Source organism: Pseudonocardia autotrophica (genome assembly GCF_003945385.1).
Taxonomy (GTDB): domain Bacteria; phylum Actinomycetota; class Actinomycetes; order Mycobacteriales; family Pseudonocardiaceae; genus Pseudonocardia; species Pseudonocardia autotrophica.
The window spans coordinates 5,180,231-5,193,958 of record NZ_AP018920.1 but is presented as its reverse complement, the minus strand read 5'-3'; the positions used below and the strand labels follow the sequence as shown (position 1 = coordinate 5,193,958).

Annotated in this window: 14 protein-coding genes; 4 read left to right on the top strand and 10 right to left on the bottom strand. The window is 72.3% G+C overall.

Annotated features, from left to right (window positions below; translation table 11 throughout):
- Window positions 1-6: 6 nt before the first annotated feature.
- The 5 genes from Pdca_RS24265 to Pdca_RS24245 form a co-directional block, all read right to left on the bottom strand.
- Entirely contained in the window at window positions 7-822 is an 816-nt protein-coding gene (locus Pdca_RS24265; protein WP_085913136.1) for an ABC transporter ATP-binding protein, read from the bottom strand.
- A gap of 4 nt (window positions 823-826) precedes the next feature.
- Entirely contained in the window at window positions 827-1,666 is an 840-nt protein-coding gene (locus Pdca_RS24260; RefSeq protein WP_158092174.1) for an ABC transporter permease, read from the bottom strand.
- Window positions 1,663-2,559, bottom strand: coding sequence for an ABC transporter permease (locus Pdca_RS24255; RefSeq protein ID WP_085913137.1), 897 nt, complete (start codon window positions 2,557-2,559; stop codon window positions 1,663-1,665). Before Pdca_RS24255 ends, Pdca_RS24260 begins: the two co-directional genes overlap by 4 nt.
- A gap of 32 nt (window positions 2,560-2,591) precedes the next feature.
- Entirely contained in the window at window positions 2,592-3,554 is a 963-nt protein-coding gene (locus tag Pdca_RS24250) for an ABC transporter substrate-binding protein (RefSeq protein WP_125911536.1), read from the bottom strand.
- A gap of 213 nt (window positions 3,555-3,767) precedes the next feature.
- Window positions 3,768-4,568 carry an IclR family transcriptional regulator gene (locus Pdca_RS24245; protein ID WP_085913139.1) on the bottom strand — a complete coding sequence of 267 codons (801 nt, stop codon included), beginning with the start codon at window positions 4,566-4,568 and terminating at the stop codon, window positions 3,768-3,770.
- Window positions 4,569-4,626: 58 nt separating this feature from the next.
- Here Pdca_RS24245 and Pdca_RS24240 point away from each other — a divergent pair, with 58 nt between their 5' ends.
- The 4 genes from Pdca_RS24240 (at window position 4,627) to Pdca_RS24230 (ending at window position 8,097) form a co-directional block, all read left to right on the top strand.
- Window positions 4,627-5,898 carry an FAD-dependent oxidoreductase gene (locus Pdca_RS24240; protein WP_085913140.1) on the top strand — a complete coding sequence of 424 codons (1,272 nt, stop codon included), beginning with the start codon at window positions 4,627-4,629 and terminating at the stop codon, window positions 5,896-5,898.
- Window positions 5,895-6,053, top strand: coding sequence for a hypothetical protein (locus Pdca_RS35760; RefSeq protein ID WP_158092175.1), 159 nt, complete (start codon window positions 5,895-5,897; stop codon window positions 6,051-6,053). The genes Pdca_RS24240 and Pdca_RS35760 overlap by 4 nt, the downstream gene beginning before the upstream one ends.
- A 10-nt stretch (window positions 6,054-6,063) precedes the next feature.
- A complete protein-coding gene (locus Pdca_RS24235) occupies window positions 6,064-6,948 on the top strand; it encodes a fumarylacetoacetate hydrolase family protein (RefSeq protein ID WP_085913248.1) in 885 nt (294 codons plus the stop codon).
- 111 nt (window positions 6,949-7,059) lie between these two features.
- Entirely contained in the window at window positions 7,060-8,097 is a 1,038-nt protein-coding gene (locus Pdca_RS24230) for a 5-methyltetrahydropteroyltriglutamate--homocysteine methyltransferase (RefSeq protein WP_085913141.1), read from the top strand.
- Between the two features lie 112 nt (window positions 8,098-8,209).
- Here the strand turns inward: Pdca_RS24230 and Pdca_RS24225 are convergent, their stop codons facing one another.
- From Pdca_RS24225 to Pdca_RS24205, 5 genes are all read right to left on the bottom strand, one after another.
- Complete coding sequence (locus tag Pdca_RS24225) at window positions 8,210-8,788, bottom strand: TetR/AcrR family transcriptional regulator (protein ID WP_197719810.1); 579 nt, start codon at window positions 8,786-8,788, stop codon at window positions 8,210-8,212.
- Between the two features lie 125 nt (window positions 8,789-8,913).
- On the bottom strand, window positions 8,914-10,083 hold the full coding sequence (locus Pdca_RS24220) for an acyl-CoA dehydrogenase family protein (RefSeq protein WP_085913143.1): 1,170 nt from the start codon (window positions 10,081-10,083) through the stop codon (window positions 8,914-8,916).
- A 20-nt stretch (window positions 10,084-10,103) separates the two neighbouring features.
- The gene (locus Pdca_RS24215; RefSeq protein WP_085913144.1) at window positions 10,104-10,832 is read right to left on the bottom strand and encodes an SDR family NAD(P)-dependent oxidoreductase; all 729 of its coding nucleotides are present in this window, start codon (window positions 10,830-10,832) and stop codon (window positions 10,104-10,106) included.
- Window positions 10,825-12,438 carry an AMP-binding protein gene (locus tag Pdca_RS24210; protein WP_085913145.1) on the bottom strand — a complete coding sequence of 538 codons (1,614 nt, stop codon included), beginning with the start codon at window positions 12,436-12,438 and terminating at the stop codon, window positions 10,825-10,827. Before Pdca_RS24210 ends, Pdca_RS24215 begins: the two co-directional genes overlap by 8 nt.
- Complete coding sequence (locus Pdca_RS24205) at window positions 12,435-13,562, bottom strand: NDMA-dependent alcohol dehydrogenase (protein ID WP_085913146.1); 1,128 nt, start codon at window positions 13,560-13,562, stop codon at window positions 12,435-12,437. The genes Pdca_RS24210 and Pdca_RS24205 overlap by 4 nt, the downstream gene beginning before the upstream one ends.
- Window positions 13,563-13,728 lie beyond the last annotated feature (166 nt).

Below are 13,728 nucleotides of genomic sequence, written 5' to 3'. Positions count from 1 at the left end.
GTGGAGTCAGGGGGTGGTGACGAGTTCCATCAGGTGCCGGCGCAGCGTCCCGAACGTCTCGCTGGAGCGGGTCGCGAGCTGCGAGCGCGGACGCTCCAGCGGCACCTCGACGATCTCGGCGACCCGGCTCGGCGCTCCACTGAGGACGACGACCCGATCGGCCAGGTACACGGCCTCGTCGATGTCGTGGGTGACCAGCACGACGGTGATGCCGAGCTCGGCGCGCACCCGCAGGATGAGGTCCTCCAGGTCGAACCGGGTCTGCGCGTCGACCGAGGCGAACGGCTCGTCCATCAGGAGCATGTCGGGCCGGTGCGCGAGCGCGCGGGCGATCGCGACCCGCTGCTGCATCCCGCCGGAGAGCTGCCACGGGTAGCTGCGTCCGACGTCGCCGAGGCCGACGGCGTGCAGCACCTCGGCGATCCGCGCCTCGCGCTGCTCCCGGCCCACCCCCGCCACCTTGAGCGGGACGGCGACGTTGCGGTTCACCGACAGCCACGGGAACAGCGAGCGGCTGTAGTCCTGGAACACCACGCTCAGCTTGTCCGGCACCGAGTCCAGCGGGGTGCCCTCGAACCGGACCTCGCCCGAGGTCGGGGGCAGCAGCCCGCTGAGGCAGCGCAGCAGGGTGGTCTTGCCCGCCCCGCTGGGCCCGACGACGCAGACGAACTCGCCGAGGCCGACGTCGAACGTGACGTCGGCGATGGCGAGCCGCTCGGTGGGCCGGCCGGTGTTGTAGCTCTTGCGCAGCGAACGCACCGACAGCACCGGTTCCACCGCGGGGGTGCTGTCGGGGCGGACGGTCTCACTCGACGACGTCATGGGGTCAGCCCTTCTGCTCGACGGCGCGGGCGCCGATGTACCAGGCGAGAACGACACGTTCGACAGCGATGAACAGGAAGGTCAGCAGGCTCCCGACGACGGCCAGGACGATGATCCCGGTCCACATCTCGGTCATCGCGAACCGCTGCTGGGCGTCGAGGATGAAGAATCCGATCCCGGCCCGGGAGGCGATGAGCTCGCTCACCACCATCATGATCACCGCGATCTGCAGGCTGTGCCGGAGCCCGGCCATGATCTGTGGCATCGCCCCGGGCAGCACCACGGTGCGGACCGTGCGGGCCGAGGACATGTGCAGCACCCGGGCGGTGTCGAGCTTGACCGGGTCGACGCCGCGCATGCCGTCCAGGGTGTTCAGCAGGGTCGGCCAGATCGCGGCGAGCACGATGATCGTGACCTTCATCGACGAGCCGATGCCCATCAGCGCGACGATCGCGGGCAGCAGGGCCGCGGTCGGCACCACGTAGACGAAGTACAACACCGGCGAGACGGCGTCGCCGACCCGGTGGAAGCGCCACAGCAGCGCCCCGATGCCGACGCCGAGCAGCCCGGCGAGCGGGTAGCCGATCGCGAAGTGGCCCAGGCTCGACCACAGCTCGCCACGGGCGTCGCCGACGATCCAGAGCTCGTGGAGGCTGGCGACGATCTCGCGCAACGGTGGGAAGAACGTGGAGGTGCTGCCGTCCGACAGTACCCACCACAGCACCAGCACGAGCACGAAGAACCACAGCCGCCAGAGCTGGGTGAGCGGTCGCCGCCACGCGGCGGGCCGGCCGGGCCGGGCGCTGCGGGCACTGCGGGCCGGGGAAGGACGGGTGGTCGTCACGGTCGGGCCCCCTTCGCGGTGGCGTTGCGCTGGCTCTCGTGCCAGTGCAGGGCCCGGCGCTCCAGCCAGCTGAACGCGCTGGTCACCAGTACCCCGAGCACGCCGGTGACCAGGATGAACGCATACGTCGCGGGTAGCCGCTCCGGTCCGGCGTTGACCGAGCTGAGGATGCTCAGGCCGAGGCCCTCGGCGCCGCCGATCAGCTCCGCGATGATGGTGAGGATCAGGCCGACGGCGGCCGCGACCCGGACGCCGGTGGCGACGAACGGGGCGGCGCTCGGCAGGGTCACGGTGCTGAACCGGCGCAGGCCGCGCAGCCGCAGCACGGTCGCGGTGTCCCGGACCACCGGATCCACCGCGCGCACCCCGTAGATGACCTGGATGACCAGCGGCCAGAACACTCCGAACGCGACCAGGAAGACCTTCATCTCGGTGGTCGCGCCCCACACGACGATCGCCAGCGGCAGGATCGCGATGACCGGCACGGTCTTCACGAACTCGACGACGGGAATGACGCTGAGGTAGGCGAACCGGTTCAGCCCGAGCAGCGTGCCGACCGCGATCGCCAGCGTGACACCGATTGCCACGCCGGCCGACCAGCCCCGCAGGGTGTCGCCGATCGCCGTCCACAGTTCGGCCGAGACGAGCTGTCGGCCCAGCTCGGCCATCGTCGCCGTCATGCTCGGGAAGGCGCCCGCGTCGAGCAGCCCGGAGCGGCTGACCGTCTCCCACAGGCCGAGCAGGACGGCCACCACCAGCACCCGCGCACCGGCCCGGAAGACCGGGCCGTCGACGAACGGTTCGCGACGCGGTGGTGAGGCACGGCCTGGGTCCGGCCCGCCGGCGCCGGCGGAACCGGTGCCGTGCGGGGAGTCGAGCCTGAGGGTTGGCATCCGCAAGTCCCTGTCGTCGGAGGGGTTCGGGGTTATCCGGTCGCGCCGGGCCGCCAGACCAGGTCACCGGGCTCGACGGTGCTGTCGATCGAGCCCTGCTCCGCCATGAGGTCCTGGATCGTGCCGATCGACTCGACGTTGATCTCGGGCACCCAGTTGCTCGGGATCACCTGGGACGCGGCCTCCTCGGGGGACAGGTCCAGGTGTTCGACGAGCGTCTCCAGGGTCTCCGGCTCGTGGTCGCGGGCGTACTCGATCGCCTCGGTCATCGCCGCCTGGAAGTTGCCGGCGAGCTCGGGATCGCGCTCCAGCGCCTGTGCGGTGGCGGCGTAGCAGTAGATGGTGCTGTTGGGGAGCAGATCCGAGCTGGGGTTGGCCAGGGTGACCGCACCGGCGTCGACGGCCTGCTCGACATACGGCGAGGTGATCACGGCCGCGTCCACCCGGCCGTCGGCGAGCGCCTGGGGCATCTGCGGGAACGGCATCGCGACGAACTCGGTGCCGGTCGCGCCGGCGTCCTCGATCATCTTCTTGGCGCCGATCAGGTTGATGCTGGCGAGCTGGACGACGGCGACCGTCTTGCCGGCCAGGTCGGCGAGCTCCTGCACACCGCTGGCCGGGGAGGCGACCAGTGCGCTCGCATCGCGGTCCGGGCTCACCTGACCGTCGATCGGGCTGACGCACTGCACCGGGGTGCCCTCCCGGTTGGCGTTGATCAGCACCGGGGTCGTGACGAAGCCGAAGTCGGCCTGGCCCGCGACGAGCGATGCCACCACCGGTACCGGCGATGCGGCGCGCTGGATGTTCACCTCGATCCCGCGCTCGGCGAACATCCCCTTCTCCATCCCGAGGAACAGCACGGCGTTCGGGGAGAACGGGACGATGTTGACCGTCACCTCGGTCAGGTCGTCGGAGCCACCGGCCCCGCCGGAGCCGCAGGCGGTCGCCACGAACATCGTGGCGGCCAGGGCTCCGGCCATCAGTCGCTTGCGCACAGGTCCTCCAGAACGCGTCGTTGCGGCCACTGCGGCGGGGGAGCGGACCGGCGCCGCAGTGCCGGAGGTCAGCTCGTCGGAGGGCGGTACGCGCCTCCTGGTTCGCCGGTCGAGATGCGAGTCACAGTAGGTCGCTGCCCGAGGAACTGTCTACGTATGTGGACTTATATTCGACGTTATTCCGCACAGTCGAATTTCTCTGGAATGGCGATGTCAGTGCGGGCCACGAAGCCGTTCCCGCACCAGTTCGGCCGCGCGCAGGACCACCGGGGCGAACTCGGCGATCGCCTCCCGGGAGCCGATCCGGCTGCTCGGTGCGGCCACGCCGAGGCCCGCGAGCGGATGCCCCAGGGTGTCGCGCAGCGCGACGGCGACCGCGCACACGCCGTCCGAGCTCTCCTCCCAGTTCAGGGCGAAACCGCGGGCGCGGATCTCGGTGAGCTCGGTGCGCAGGTCGGCCGCCGAGGTCATCGCGGCGGGCGTGGTCGCGGCGGGCAGCTCGTCGACCGGGTAGCGGCGGTCGATCTCCTCCTCCGGCAGGCCGGCCAGGATCGCCTTGCCGACCGCGGAGGCGTGCGCCGGGCGGACGACACCGGTCCGGTTGCCGACCCGGACCGAGCGGGGGCTCTCCACGCAGTCGACGAACCGGATCGTCGGGCCCTCCAGTACCGCGAGGCTGGCCGTCTCCTGGGTCTCCTGCTGGATGTGTTCCAGGACCGGGCGGGCGACCCGCCGGATGTCGATCCGGCTGACGGCGGCGAGTCCGACCTCGTAGAGCGCGGGCCCCGGCCGGTAGGCGCCGTTCGGCCGGTCCTGGCTGACGAAGCCGCGCCGCCGCAATGTGGTGAGCAACCGGTGTGCGGTGGACCGGGCGACGCCGAGCAGCTCGGCGGCCTCGGCGACCCGCAGCGCCTGGCGCTCGCCGATGAGCTGGAGCAGCAGCAGGACGTTGTCCGCCGAGGTGGTCGGTGATCCGGCCCCCGGTTCCGTGGGTTGCGGCAGTTCGTTCGACATAGCGGAACTATATCCGAGAGTGTGCCCAATAACGGAAAACTCTGGTTAACCTCGCCGCATGACCCGTGACCCAGCCCTCCTTTCGGACCCGCCCGGCGAGCGGCCCGTCGCCGTCGTCGGGGGTGGTCCGGTCGGGATGACGGCCGCTGCGGCGTTGGTGTGCGCCGGTGTCCCCGTGGTGCTCGTCGAGCTCAACGACGAGCCGCGGCCGGACTGGCGGGCGAGCACGTTCCACGCGGCGACCCTCGAGCTGCTCGAGACCATCGGCATCACCGGACAGATGCACGACGAGGGTCTCGTCGTGCCGACCTACCAGTTCCGCGACCGGCGCGACGGCCTCGTCGCCGAGTTCGACTTCCGGTTGCTCTCCGACGCGACCCGCTACCCGTACCGGCTGCAGCTCAACCAGCAGCACCTGGTCCGGATGCTCTACGACCGGCTGCGCGCCGAGCCCACGGCGCGACTGGAGTTCGGTAGCCGGGTGACCGGCCTGCGGTTCGACGACGCCGGCGCGGTGCTCACCGTGCACGGCCCGGACGGCGAGCGGGAGATCGCCGCGTCCTACGTGATCGGCGCGGACGGGCCGCGCAGCACCGTGCGCGGGGCGCTGGGCGTGGAGTTCGACGGCTTCACCTATCCCGAGCGCTTCGCCATCACCTCGACGTCGGTCGACCTGCAGGAACTGCTCCCCGATCTCGGGCACGTCAACTACGTGGCCGATCCGGAGCAGTGGCTGTTCATCCTGCGCACCCCCGAGTCGTGGCGGGTGGTCTGGCCGGTGCCGGCGGAGCTGAGCGACGAGCAGGCCCGTGATCCGGAGTTGCTGCAGCGCCAGCTGCAGGGCATCGCGTCGCGGGCCGAGGACTACCCGGTGATCGACCACCAGGTCTACGGCGTGCACCAGCGGGTCGCGTCGTCGTTCCGGGCGGGGCCGGTGCTGCTGGCCGGCGACGCCGCACACATCAACTCACCGATCGGCGGCGTCGGGCTCAACTCCGGCATCCACGACGCGATGGACGCCACCCGGCGGATCGCCCGGATCCTGCGCGAGGGCGCCGATCCGGAGCCGGAGCTCGACGCCTACGACCGGATCCGGCGCACCGTCGCCGTGGAGTACGTGCAGGCCGACACCCAGCGCAACACCGACCGGTTGCGCGAACGCGACGAGACCGTGCGCCGCCGCCACCAGGACGACATGCGGGCCATCGCCGCCGATCCGGAGCAGGCACGTGCCTACATCCGCCGGGTCTCGCTGCTGGAGAGCGTGCAGCGCTTCGGGATCGGGACGCCACCGGCCGAGCTGGAGCTGGAGCTGGAGAAGCTGCGATGACCGCTTCGGCCGGAACCGGACCGGACGCGCTGCACCCCGGCCCGGGGGTGTCACCGCCCGCCGCGACGTCGGCTGCGCTGCCCGCCGCACCGCTGCCTGTTGCACCGCCCGCCGCACCGCTGCCTGCTGCACCGCTCGCCGCACCGCCCCGCTGAGGAGGCCATCGTGAAGATCGCACTGTTCGACAGCCCCGCGGGGGCGGCCCGGCTCGGCGTGGTCGACGACGCCGCCGGGACGGTCGTCGACGTGACCGGCACGCTGCCCTGGCCGCACGATCCGGACCCGGTCACCGCCGGCTGGTGGCGCGGCCTGTGCCGGGACTTCGACACGCTCGGACCGGCGCTGGCCGAGGCCGCCGCGAACGGGACCCCGGTCCCGATATCGGATGTCGCGCTGCAGGCCCCGGTACTCGGACCGTCCAAGATCGTCGCTGCGGCGTCCAACTACGCCGACCACGTCGCCGAGATGCACGGCGTGCAGGAACGCACGCTCGGCCGGGTCGAGTCCTGGATGATGAACTTCGACGTGTTCCTCAAGGCCCCGTCCTCGGTGGTCGGGCCGGGCAGCTCGATCGTGCTGCCGCCCGACGTCGTCGCCGCCGGGCACGAGGTGCACCACGAGTCCGAGCTCGTGGTGGTGATCGGCCGCGGCGGCCGGGACATCCCCGCCGAGTCGGCGCTCGATGCCGTCCTCGGCTTCACCGCCGGGCTCGACATCACCGTGCGCAGCGCGGCCGATCGCTCGCGGCGCAAGAGCTACGACACCTTCACCCCGCTCGGACCGTGGATCGCCACCGCCGACGAGATCGGCGACGGCTCCGACCTGGACATCGAGCTGGTGTGCGGAGGGGAGACGCGGCAGTCGGTGAACACCCGCGATCTCGTCGTCCCGGTGGCGCAGATCGTCGCCTACGCCTCGTCGATCATGACCCTGAACCCCGGTGACCTGCTGTTCACCGGCGCGCCGCCGGGAGTGGGGCCGATCTCGCCCGGCGAGAAGCTCGAGATGAGCATCAGCCGGATCGGTGCCATGGACGTCACCGTCGCCTGAACGTCACCGTCGCCTGAACGTCGGCGTCGCCTGAACCTGACCGCTGCCTGAACCTGACCGTCACCTGATCGTCCCGGTCACCTGATCCTGTCGTCGATCCCCAGGAGAACCATGACCTCGCTTCCCCTGCTGCCCACCTCGCTGGTCGGGAGCTACGCCCAGCCCGAGTGGCTGATCGACCGAGCCCGGCTGGCCGACCGGTTCCCGCCGCGGGTCCGCGCCAAGGAGCTGTGGCGGGTCGCGCCGGACCTGCTGCCCGAGGCGCTGGACGACGCGACCCTCGTCGCGATCCGGGCCCAGGAGCAGGCCGGGCTCGACATCGTGACCGACGGGGAGGTGCGGCGGGAGAGCTACTCCAACCACCTCGCCACCGCGCTCGACGGCGTCGACGTCGACAACCCGGGCACCGCGCTGGACCGCAGCGGGCACCCGAACCCGGTCCCGAGGATCACCGGCCCGATCCGGCGGCGTGGCCCGGTCCAGGTCGACGACCTGCGCTTCCTGCGGGAGCACACCCTGGCGAGCACGAAGATCACCATCCCGGGGCCGTTCACGATGAGCCAGCAGGCGCAGAACGATCACTATCCCGATGCCGAGGCGGCGGCGATGGACTATGCGGCGGCGGTGAACGCCGAGATCCGGGATCTGCACGCGGCGGGTGCGGACGTCGTGCAGATCGATGAGCCGTACATGCAGGCGCGGCCGGATGCGGCGCGGGCCTACGGGCTGGCGGCGTTGAACGCGGCGCTCGAGGGTGTCTCCGGGACGACGGCGGTGCACATCTGTTTCGGGTATGCGGCGATCATCCACGAGCGTCCGGAGGGGTATTCGTTCCTGCCGGAGCTGGCCGGTTGTGCGGTGGATCAGATCTCGATCGAGACGGCGCAGTCCGGGCTGGATCTGGGTGTGCTGCAGGACCTGTCCGGGAAGACGATCATCCTGGGGGTGATCGACCTGTCCGATCCGGAGGCGGAGACGGCGGAGGTCGTCGCCGGGCGGGTGCGCCGGGCCTTCGACCACACCACCCCGGACCGGATCGTCATCGCCACCGACTGCGGCATGAAGTACCTCCCGCGCGGCGTCGCGGACGCCAAGATGCGCGCCATGTCCGGCGCCGCACAGATTCTGCGCGCGGAGCAGACCGCCTGATCCCGGCGGCGCCGCGCCCGCACCGGCGCTGCACGGCCGCAACGACGCCTGCCCGCCGCGCCGGGACCGCGACGTCCGGCGCGGTGCCGCCCCGGTCCGGGCGTGCGCCGGCTCAGCGGCGGATGCCGTCGATCAGCGCGTCCAGGAACAGATCGGCCAGCTCCTCGGGGCTCAGGTCGCCGTCCGGGGTGAACCACAGGTAGGTGTAGTTCAGCATCCCCAGCATCCCCTTCACCAGCAGCCGCGGCGTCGGGCGCAGCACCCCGCTGCGCACCCCCTGGTCGAGGGCCTGGCGCCAGTAGCCCTCGTAGCGTTCCCGGGCGGCGACGACGGCGTCCCGCCGCTCCCCGGTCAGCGCCTGGTACTCGCGGAAGAACACCGCCCACTCGGACCGGTGGTCGGAGATGTTGCGCACCAGCACCCTGGCCATCTCGCGGAGCAGCTCGTCGGCGGGCAGACCGCTGTCGAGCACCTCCTCGGCGGCGGCGTTCATCGAGTCGACCTGGTCCTTGCTGATCGCGTAGAGGACGGCCTCCTTGCTCCCGATGTAGTGGTAGAGCGCGCCCCGGCCGAGCCCGGCCGCACGACCGAGCTCGGCGATCCCGGTGCCGTGGTAGCCGTTGCGGGCGAACAGCTCCGCCGCGACCGCGATCACCCGCCGCCGGTTGACGTCGTACGACATCACCGTCATCGTCCGTCCCTGCCCCCACCTCGGTGTCCCGGCCCGGCCACGAGGCTAGTGCCCCGTTCGGGGCCGAACCCGGCGGCCGATTCCGACCCCGCCGTTCGGCGACGAGGCACTGGTGCCCGTCCGGCTCAGGCCGGCTGCGGATCGAAGGCGTCGTCGAAGGTGTGGCCGTCGAGCAGCGCGCGGGCCGCGACCAGGTACTGGACGGTGGGCGGGCCCTCCTCCAGCCAGTTGAGCCGGGCGTCCCGGTAGAGCCGTTCGATCGGGTGCGCCCGGGTGTAGCCGATCCCGCCGTGCACCAGCAGCGCCCGGTCGGTGACCCGGCCGACGGCCTCCAGCCCGAACTGCTTGAGCAGGCTGGCCTCGGCCGGGATCCGGCGGCCGCGATCCCACTTGGCGGCGGCGTCGGCGAGCATCCCGCGCAGCGCGTAGAGATCGACGGCCATCTCGGCGAGATAGCGCTGCACGGCCTGGCGTTCGGCGATCGGCCTGCCGAAGGTGACCCGCTGCCGGGCGTAGGCCCGGGACAGGTCGAACGCCCGGGTCGCCGTCCCCAGCGACGACGCCGCGATGAACACCCGGCTGATCTCCAGCGCGCGCTCCAGGTGCGCGATCCCGTCGCCCTCGGTACCGACCAGGCCGGTGGCCGGGACCCGCACGCCGGTGAAGGTCAGCTCGCCGTGCTCGGCGCCCTTGCAGCCCATCGTCTCGGGCAGCGCGGCGATGGTGAGGCCGGGGGTGTCCCGGCCGACGATGATCGCCGAGACGGCCCGCGGCCCGGTCCTGGCGAGCACCAGGAAGTGCGACGCGATGTCGGAGTTGGTGATCAGCCACTTGCGGCCGTCGATCACGTAGTCGTCGCCGTCGCGCCGGGCGGTGCTGGACAGGTCCATCCCGGTGCCGTTGCCCGGCTCGGTGAGCGCGAAGGCGAGCGAGCGTTCGCCGACGGCGGCACCGGGCAGGATCTCGGCGCGCTGCTGTTCGTCACCGATCTCGGACAGCGCGTGCGCGAACGAGTTGTGCACGTGCACCAGGGTCCGGATACCGCCCTGGATCTTCGCGAACTCGGCGAGGATCGGCAGGTACTGGGCGATCGAGAGGCCGGAACCGCCGTAGCGGCGGGGCACGATCAGCCCGAACGCACCGCACGCGCGCAGCGCCGGCACGACGATGTCGAGCGGGATCCGCTCGGTGTCCTCGATCTCGCGCTCCAGCGGATCGAGCACCGACCAGATGGTGTCGAACACCCGCTCGCGCAGCGCGGTGTACTCGTCGTCGGGAAGGCCGGTGGCCGTCATCGGGGTACCTCCAGAGGGGTTCACAGGGACCAGCCGCCGTCGGCCGTCAGAACCGAGCCGGTGCAGAAGGTGGCGTCGTCGGCGAGGAACACGGCGGCGCGGGCGATCTCGTCGACGGTGCCGAACCGGCCGAGCAGCGTCGCCGCCGCGATCCGCTGCCGCGATCGGTCGGGGACGGCCGAGGTCATGTCGGTCTCGACGAAACCGGGGGCGAGCACGTTGACCCGCACCCCGTCCGGGGCGAGCTCCTTGGCCAGCGACCGGGCGAACCCGACGAGCGCGGCCTTGCCGGCGGCGTAGGCGGTGTCCCCGGCGAAGCCGACCTCGCCGACCACCGATCCGACCAGCACGATGCTCGGCTGCGTCCCCTCGGTGAGCAGCCCGGTCGCGGCGCGGACCAGCGCGGCGGTGCCACCGAGGTTGGTCCGGACCACGCTCCACCAGACGTCCGGGTCCATCGTGGACAGTCGGCCGCCGTGCCACACGCCGGCGTTGAGTACCAGCGAGTCGAGCCGGCCCCAGTGCGCCCGGACCTGCTCGACGGCGTGCTCGGCGGTGGCCGGCTCGGCCAGGTCGAACGCGACCGGGAGCACCCGGCCGGGATGCCCGGCCGCCAGCGCCTCGACGTCCGCGCGACCGGACCGGTAGCTGCCCGCGACCCGGCCGCCGCGGTCGAGCAGCAGCCGGGCGATCCCGGCTCCGATCCCGCGGGACGCCCCGGTGACCAGTGTGCTGCGCGGTTCAGACATCCGGGTCGCCCTCCGCCCGTAGCCGGGCCCGTTGCAGTTTGCCGACCTCGTTGCGCGGCAACGCGTCGACGTAGGTGAACAGTCGTGGCCGGGCGTGTGCCCCGATCCGCCGGCGGACGGCGTCGGCCAGCTCGCGCTCCAGCACCTCGCCGGTGGGCCGGCCGGACTCGGGCACCAGGACGGCGCGCACGACGGTGGACCCGCCGGGGCCGGTCCCGGCGACCGCGGCCGCCTCCCGGACCGCCGGATGGTCGGCCAGCACCCGTTCCACCTCGACCGGGCCGATGTTGTAGCCGGAGGCGACGATCATGTCGTCGCCCCGGCCGAGGAAGCGCCACCGCCCACCGGCTGCCGGCGCGGCCCGGTCACCGGTGATGAACAGGTCGCCGTGCCAGTTCGCCGACCAGGCGTCGGCCTTGTTCTCGTAGCCGTCCGAGAGCTGGTGCCGGGGCCGTCGTACCGCGATCAGGCCGTCGGCGCCGGGCTCGACCGGCTCGCCTGCCGGGTCGACCAGCAGCACGTCGAACCCGGGCACCGGGCCGCCGAGGGTGCCGGGCTCCGGCGGGGTCCCGCCCGCGAGATCGGCGAGCACCATGCCGACCTCGGTCAGCCCGTAACCGTCGCGCACGGCGGGCCCGCCGGCGTCCCGCCAGCCGATCGCGGTCCCGGCGTCCAGTGGTTCGCCGGCCGCGGCGGCGATCTCCAGTGCCGGCGGGGCGCCGTGCTCGCGCAGCGGCTCGAGCAGCCTGCGGTAGGCGCTGGGGGCCGCGGCCAGGCAGCTCACCGACTCCTCGCGGACGATCCGCCACCACGCCTGCGGATCGAAGTCGCCGCTGTAGAGCACCCGGGGCGAGCCGAGCGCCATCGGCGCCGCACCGGTCGAGTAGAGCCCGTAGGCCCAACCCGGGTCGGCGGCGGTGAACACCGTGCTGCGCGGTCCGGCACCGAGCGAGTGCCGGGCGAACCGCAGCACCGACAGCAGCGCCGAGTGCGGCATCGTGCACGCCTTCGGCTCGCCGGTGGTCCCGCTGGTGAACAGCAGGGTCGCCAGGTCGGCGGCCGAGGTGCGCCGGTCCGGGCCGTCGTCGGCGCCGTCGCACGCGGCCCGGAAGTCGGTGTCGCCCTGGGCGATCCCCGATCCGTCCCGGGCCGCGACGGCGAGGACGACCGGATCGTGGTCCGCGACGGCGAGTGCCGCCGCCGCGGCGCGCCGCCGGGTGTGGTCGACGACCAGCAGCCGGGTGCCGGAGGTCCGCAGCCGGTAGGCCAGTGCGTCGGTGCCGAGCCCGCCGAACAGCGGGACGTAGACCAGCCCGCTGCGCCAGGCGGCGAGCGCCACGATCCAGCTCTCCACCTGGCGGCCGAGCAGCCCGGCGACCCGGTCCCCGCGGCGCAGCCCGGCCCGGGCGAACACCCCGGCGGCGCGGGCGGCGGCGCGGTACAGCTCGGCGTGCGTCCATCGCTCCCGCGATCCGTCGGAGTGCCGGACGACGAGCGCGAGCCGATCCGGGGCGTCGCTCCACCGGCCGCACGCCTCCTGGGCGGTGTTCAGCTCGGTGGCCGGGTCCCGGGACAGGCCGCGCTCGACGTCGTCCCAGACGGTCACAGGTCCGCGTACCGGATCAGGCCGCGGACGTTGTGGCCGTCGAGCATGTCCCGGTAGCCCTGGTTGATCTCGTCGAGGGTGTAGGTGGCGGTGACCAGCTCGTCGAGCTTCAGCTCGCCGTCGGCGTAGAGGTCCAGCAGCCGCGGGATGTCGATCCGCGGGTTCGCCGATCCGAACAGCCCGCCGCGGATCTGCTTCTCGTAACAGGTGAGGGCGAACAGGTCGAGATCGACCTTCAGCTGGTCGCCGGGGGCGATCGCGGTGACCACGAGCACCCCGCGCTTGCCCGCCAGCTGCAGGCACGGCTCGATCAGCGCGCCGTCGGCGGTGCTGGTGGTGAGCACGACCCGCTGCGCCATCGTGCCCCGGGTCAGCTCCCGGACCAGCTCGAACGCCTCTTCCACCGACGCCGCGGTGTGCGTCGCGCCGAACACCTCGGCCCGGTCGCGCTTGAGCTCCACGGTGTCGACGGCGACGATGTCGCGGGCCCCGGCGTAGCGGGCGCCCTGCACCGCGTTCATCCCGATGCCCCCGGCACCGACGACGACCACCGTGTCGCCGGGCTCGGTGCCCGCGGTGTGGAACGCCGAGCCCCAGCCGGTGGTGACCCCGCAGCCGACCAGCGCCGCCTTCTCCAGCGGGACGTCGTCCCGGATCTTGACGACGTTGGCCTCGTTCACGACGGCGTACGGCGCGAACGTCCCGAGCAGGCACATCGTGCCGACGCCGCGTCCGCGCGCGGTGACCCGGTGCGTGCGGTCGGAGAGCGCGACCCCGCCGAACAGGTGCGCGCCCAGGTCGCAGAGGTGGGTCCGGCCCGAGACGCAGGAGAAGCACCGCCCGCAGGACGGGATGAAGGCGAGCACGACGTGGTCGCCGGGGGCGAGCCCGGTCACCGCGGAACCGACCTCCTCGACGACGCCCGCGCCCTCGTGGCCGCCGAGCATCGGATCGAGCCCGACGTAGATCCCGGAGTCGATGTGGTCGTCGGAGTGGCACAGGCCGGAGGCGGCCAGCTTCACGACGACCTCGTCCGGACGGGGGTCGCCGAGCTCGATGTCCTCCACGGACCAGCCCTTGCCGGCTCCCGGCTCCCAGCAGATCGCACCTCGGGTCGTCCTCATCGGTTTCTCCTCGCAAGTGGCGGCACCGCCTCGTCGCGGTGGCCGTGCCACGTCAGGAGAGCACCTCGACCGGCGTGATCGCAATAGCTTTGGACCGATCGATACGCAGATCTATCCGTCGTAATTATGCGAGTATCAGCAGGTAGAGGTGGTCAGCGAGCATTAT

Bases quoted from the DNA above. Each gene is read 5' to 3' on its own strand.
- Pdca_RS24255 (WP_085913137.1), bottom strand. From the start codon at position 2,559: ATGCCAACCCTCAGGCTCGACTCCCCGCACGGCACCGGTTCCGCCGGC.
- Pdca_RS24225 (WP_197719810.1), bottom strand. From the start codon at position 8,788: ATGACGGTGATGTCGTACGACGTCAACCGGCGGCGGGTGATCGCGGTC.
- Pdca_RS35760 (WP_158092175.1), top strand. From the start codon at position 5,895: ATGACCGCTTCGGCCGGAACCGGACCGGACGCGCTGCACCCCGGCCCG.
- Pdca_RS24220 (WP_085913143.1), bottom strand. From the start codon at position 10,083: ATGACGGCCACCGGCCTTCCCGACGACGAGTACACCGCGCTGCGCGAG.
- Pdca_RS24240 (WP_085913140.1), top strand. From the start codon at position 4,627: ATGACCCGTGACCCAGCCCTCCTTTCGGACCCGCCCGGCGAGCGGCCC.
- Pdca_RS24230 (WP_085913141.1), top strand. From the start codon at position 7,060: ATGACCTCGCTTCCCCTGCTGCCCACCTCGCTGGTCGGGAGCTACGCC.
- Pdca_RS24205 (WP_085913146.1), bottom strand. From the start codon at position 13,562: ATGAGGACGACCCGAGGTGCGATCTGCTGGGAGCCGGGAGCCGGCAAG.
- Pdca_RS24215 (WP_085913144.1), bottom strand. From the start codon at position 10,832: ATGTCTGAACCGCGCAGCACACTGGTCACCGGGGCGTCCCGCGGGATC.
- Pdca_RS24245 (WP_085913139.1), bottom strand. From the start codon at position 4,568: ATGTCGAACGAACTGCCGCAACCCACGGAACCGGGGGCCGGATCACCG.
- Pdca_RS24265 (WP_085913136.1), bottom strand. From the start codon at position 822: ATGACGTCGTCGAGTGAGACCGTCCGCCCCGACAGCACCCCCGCGGTG.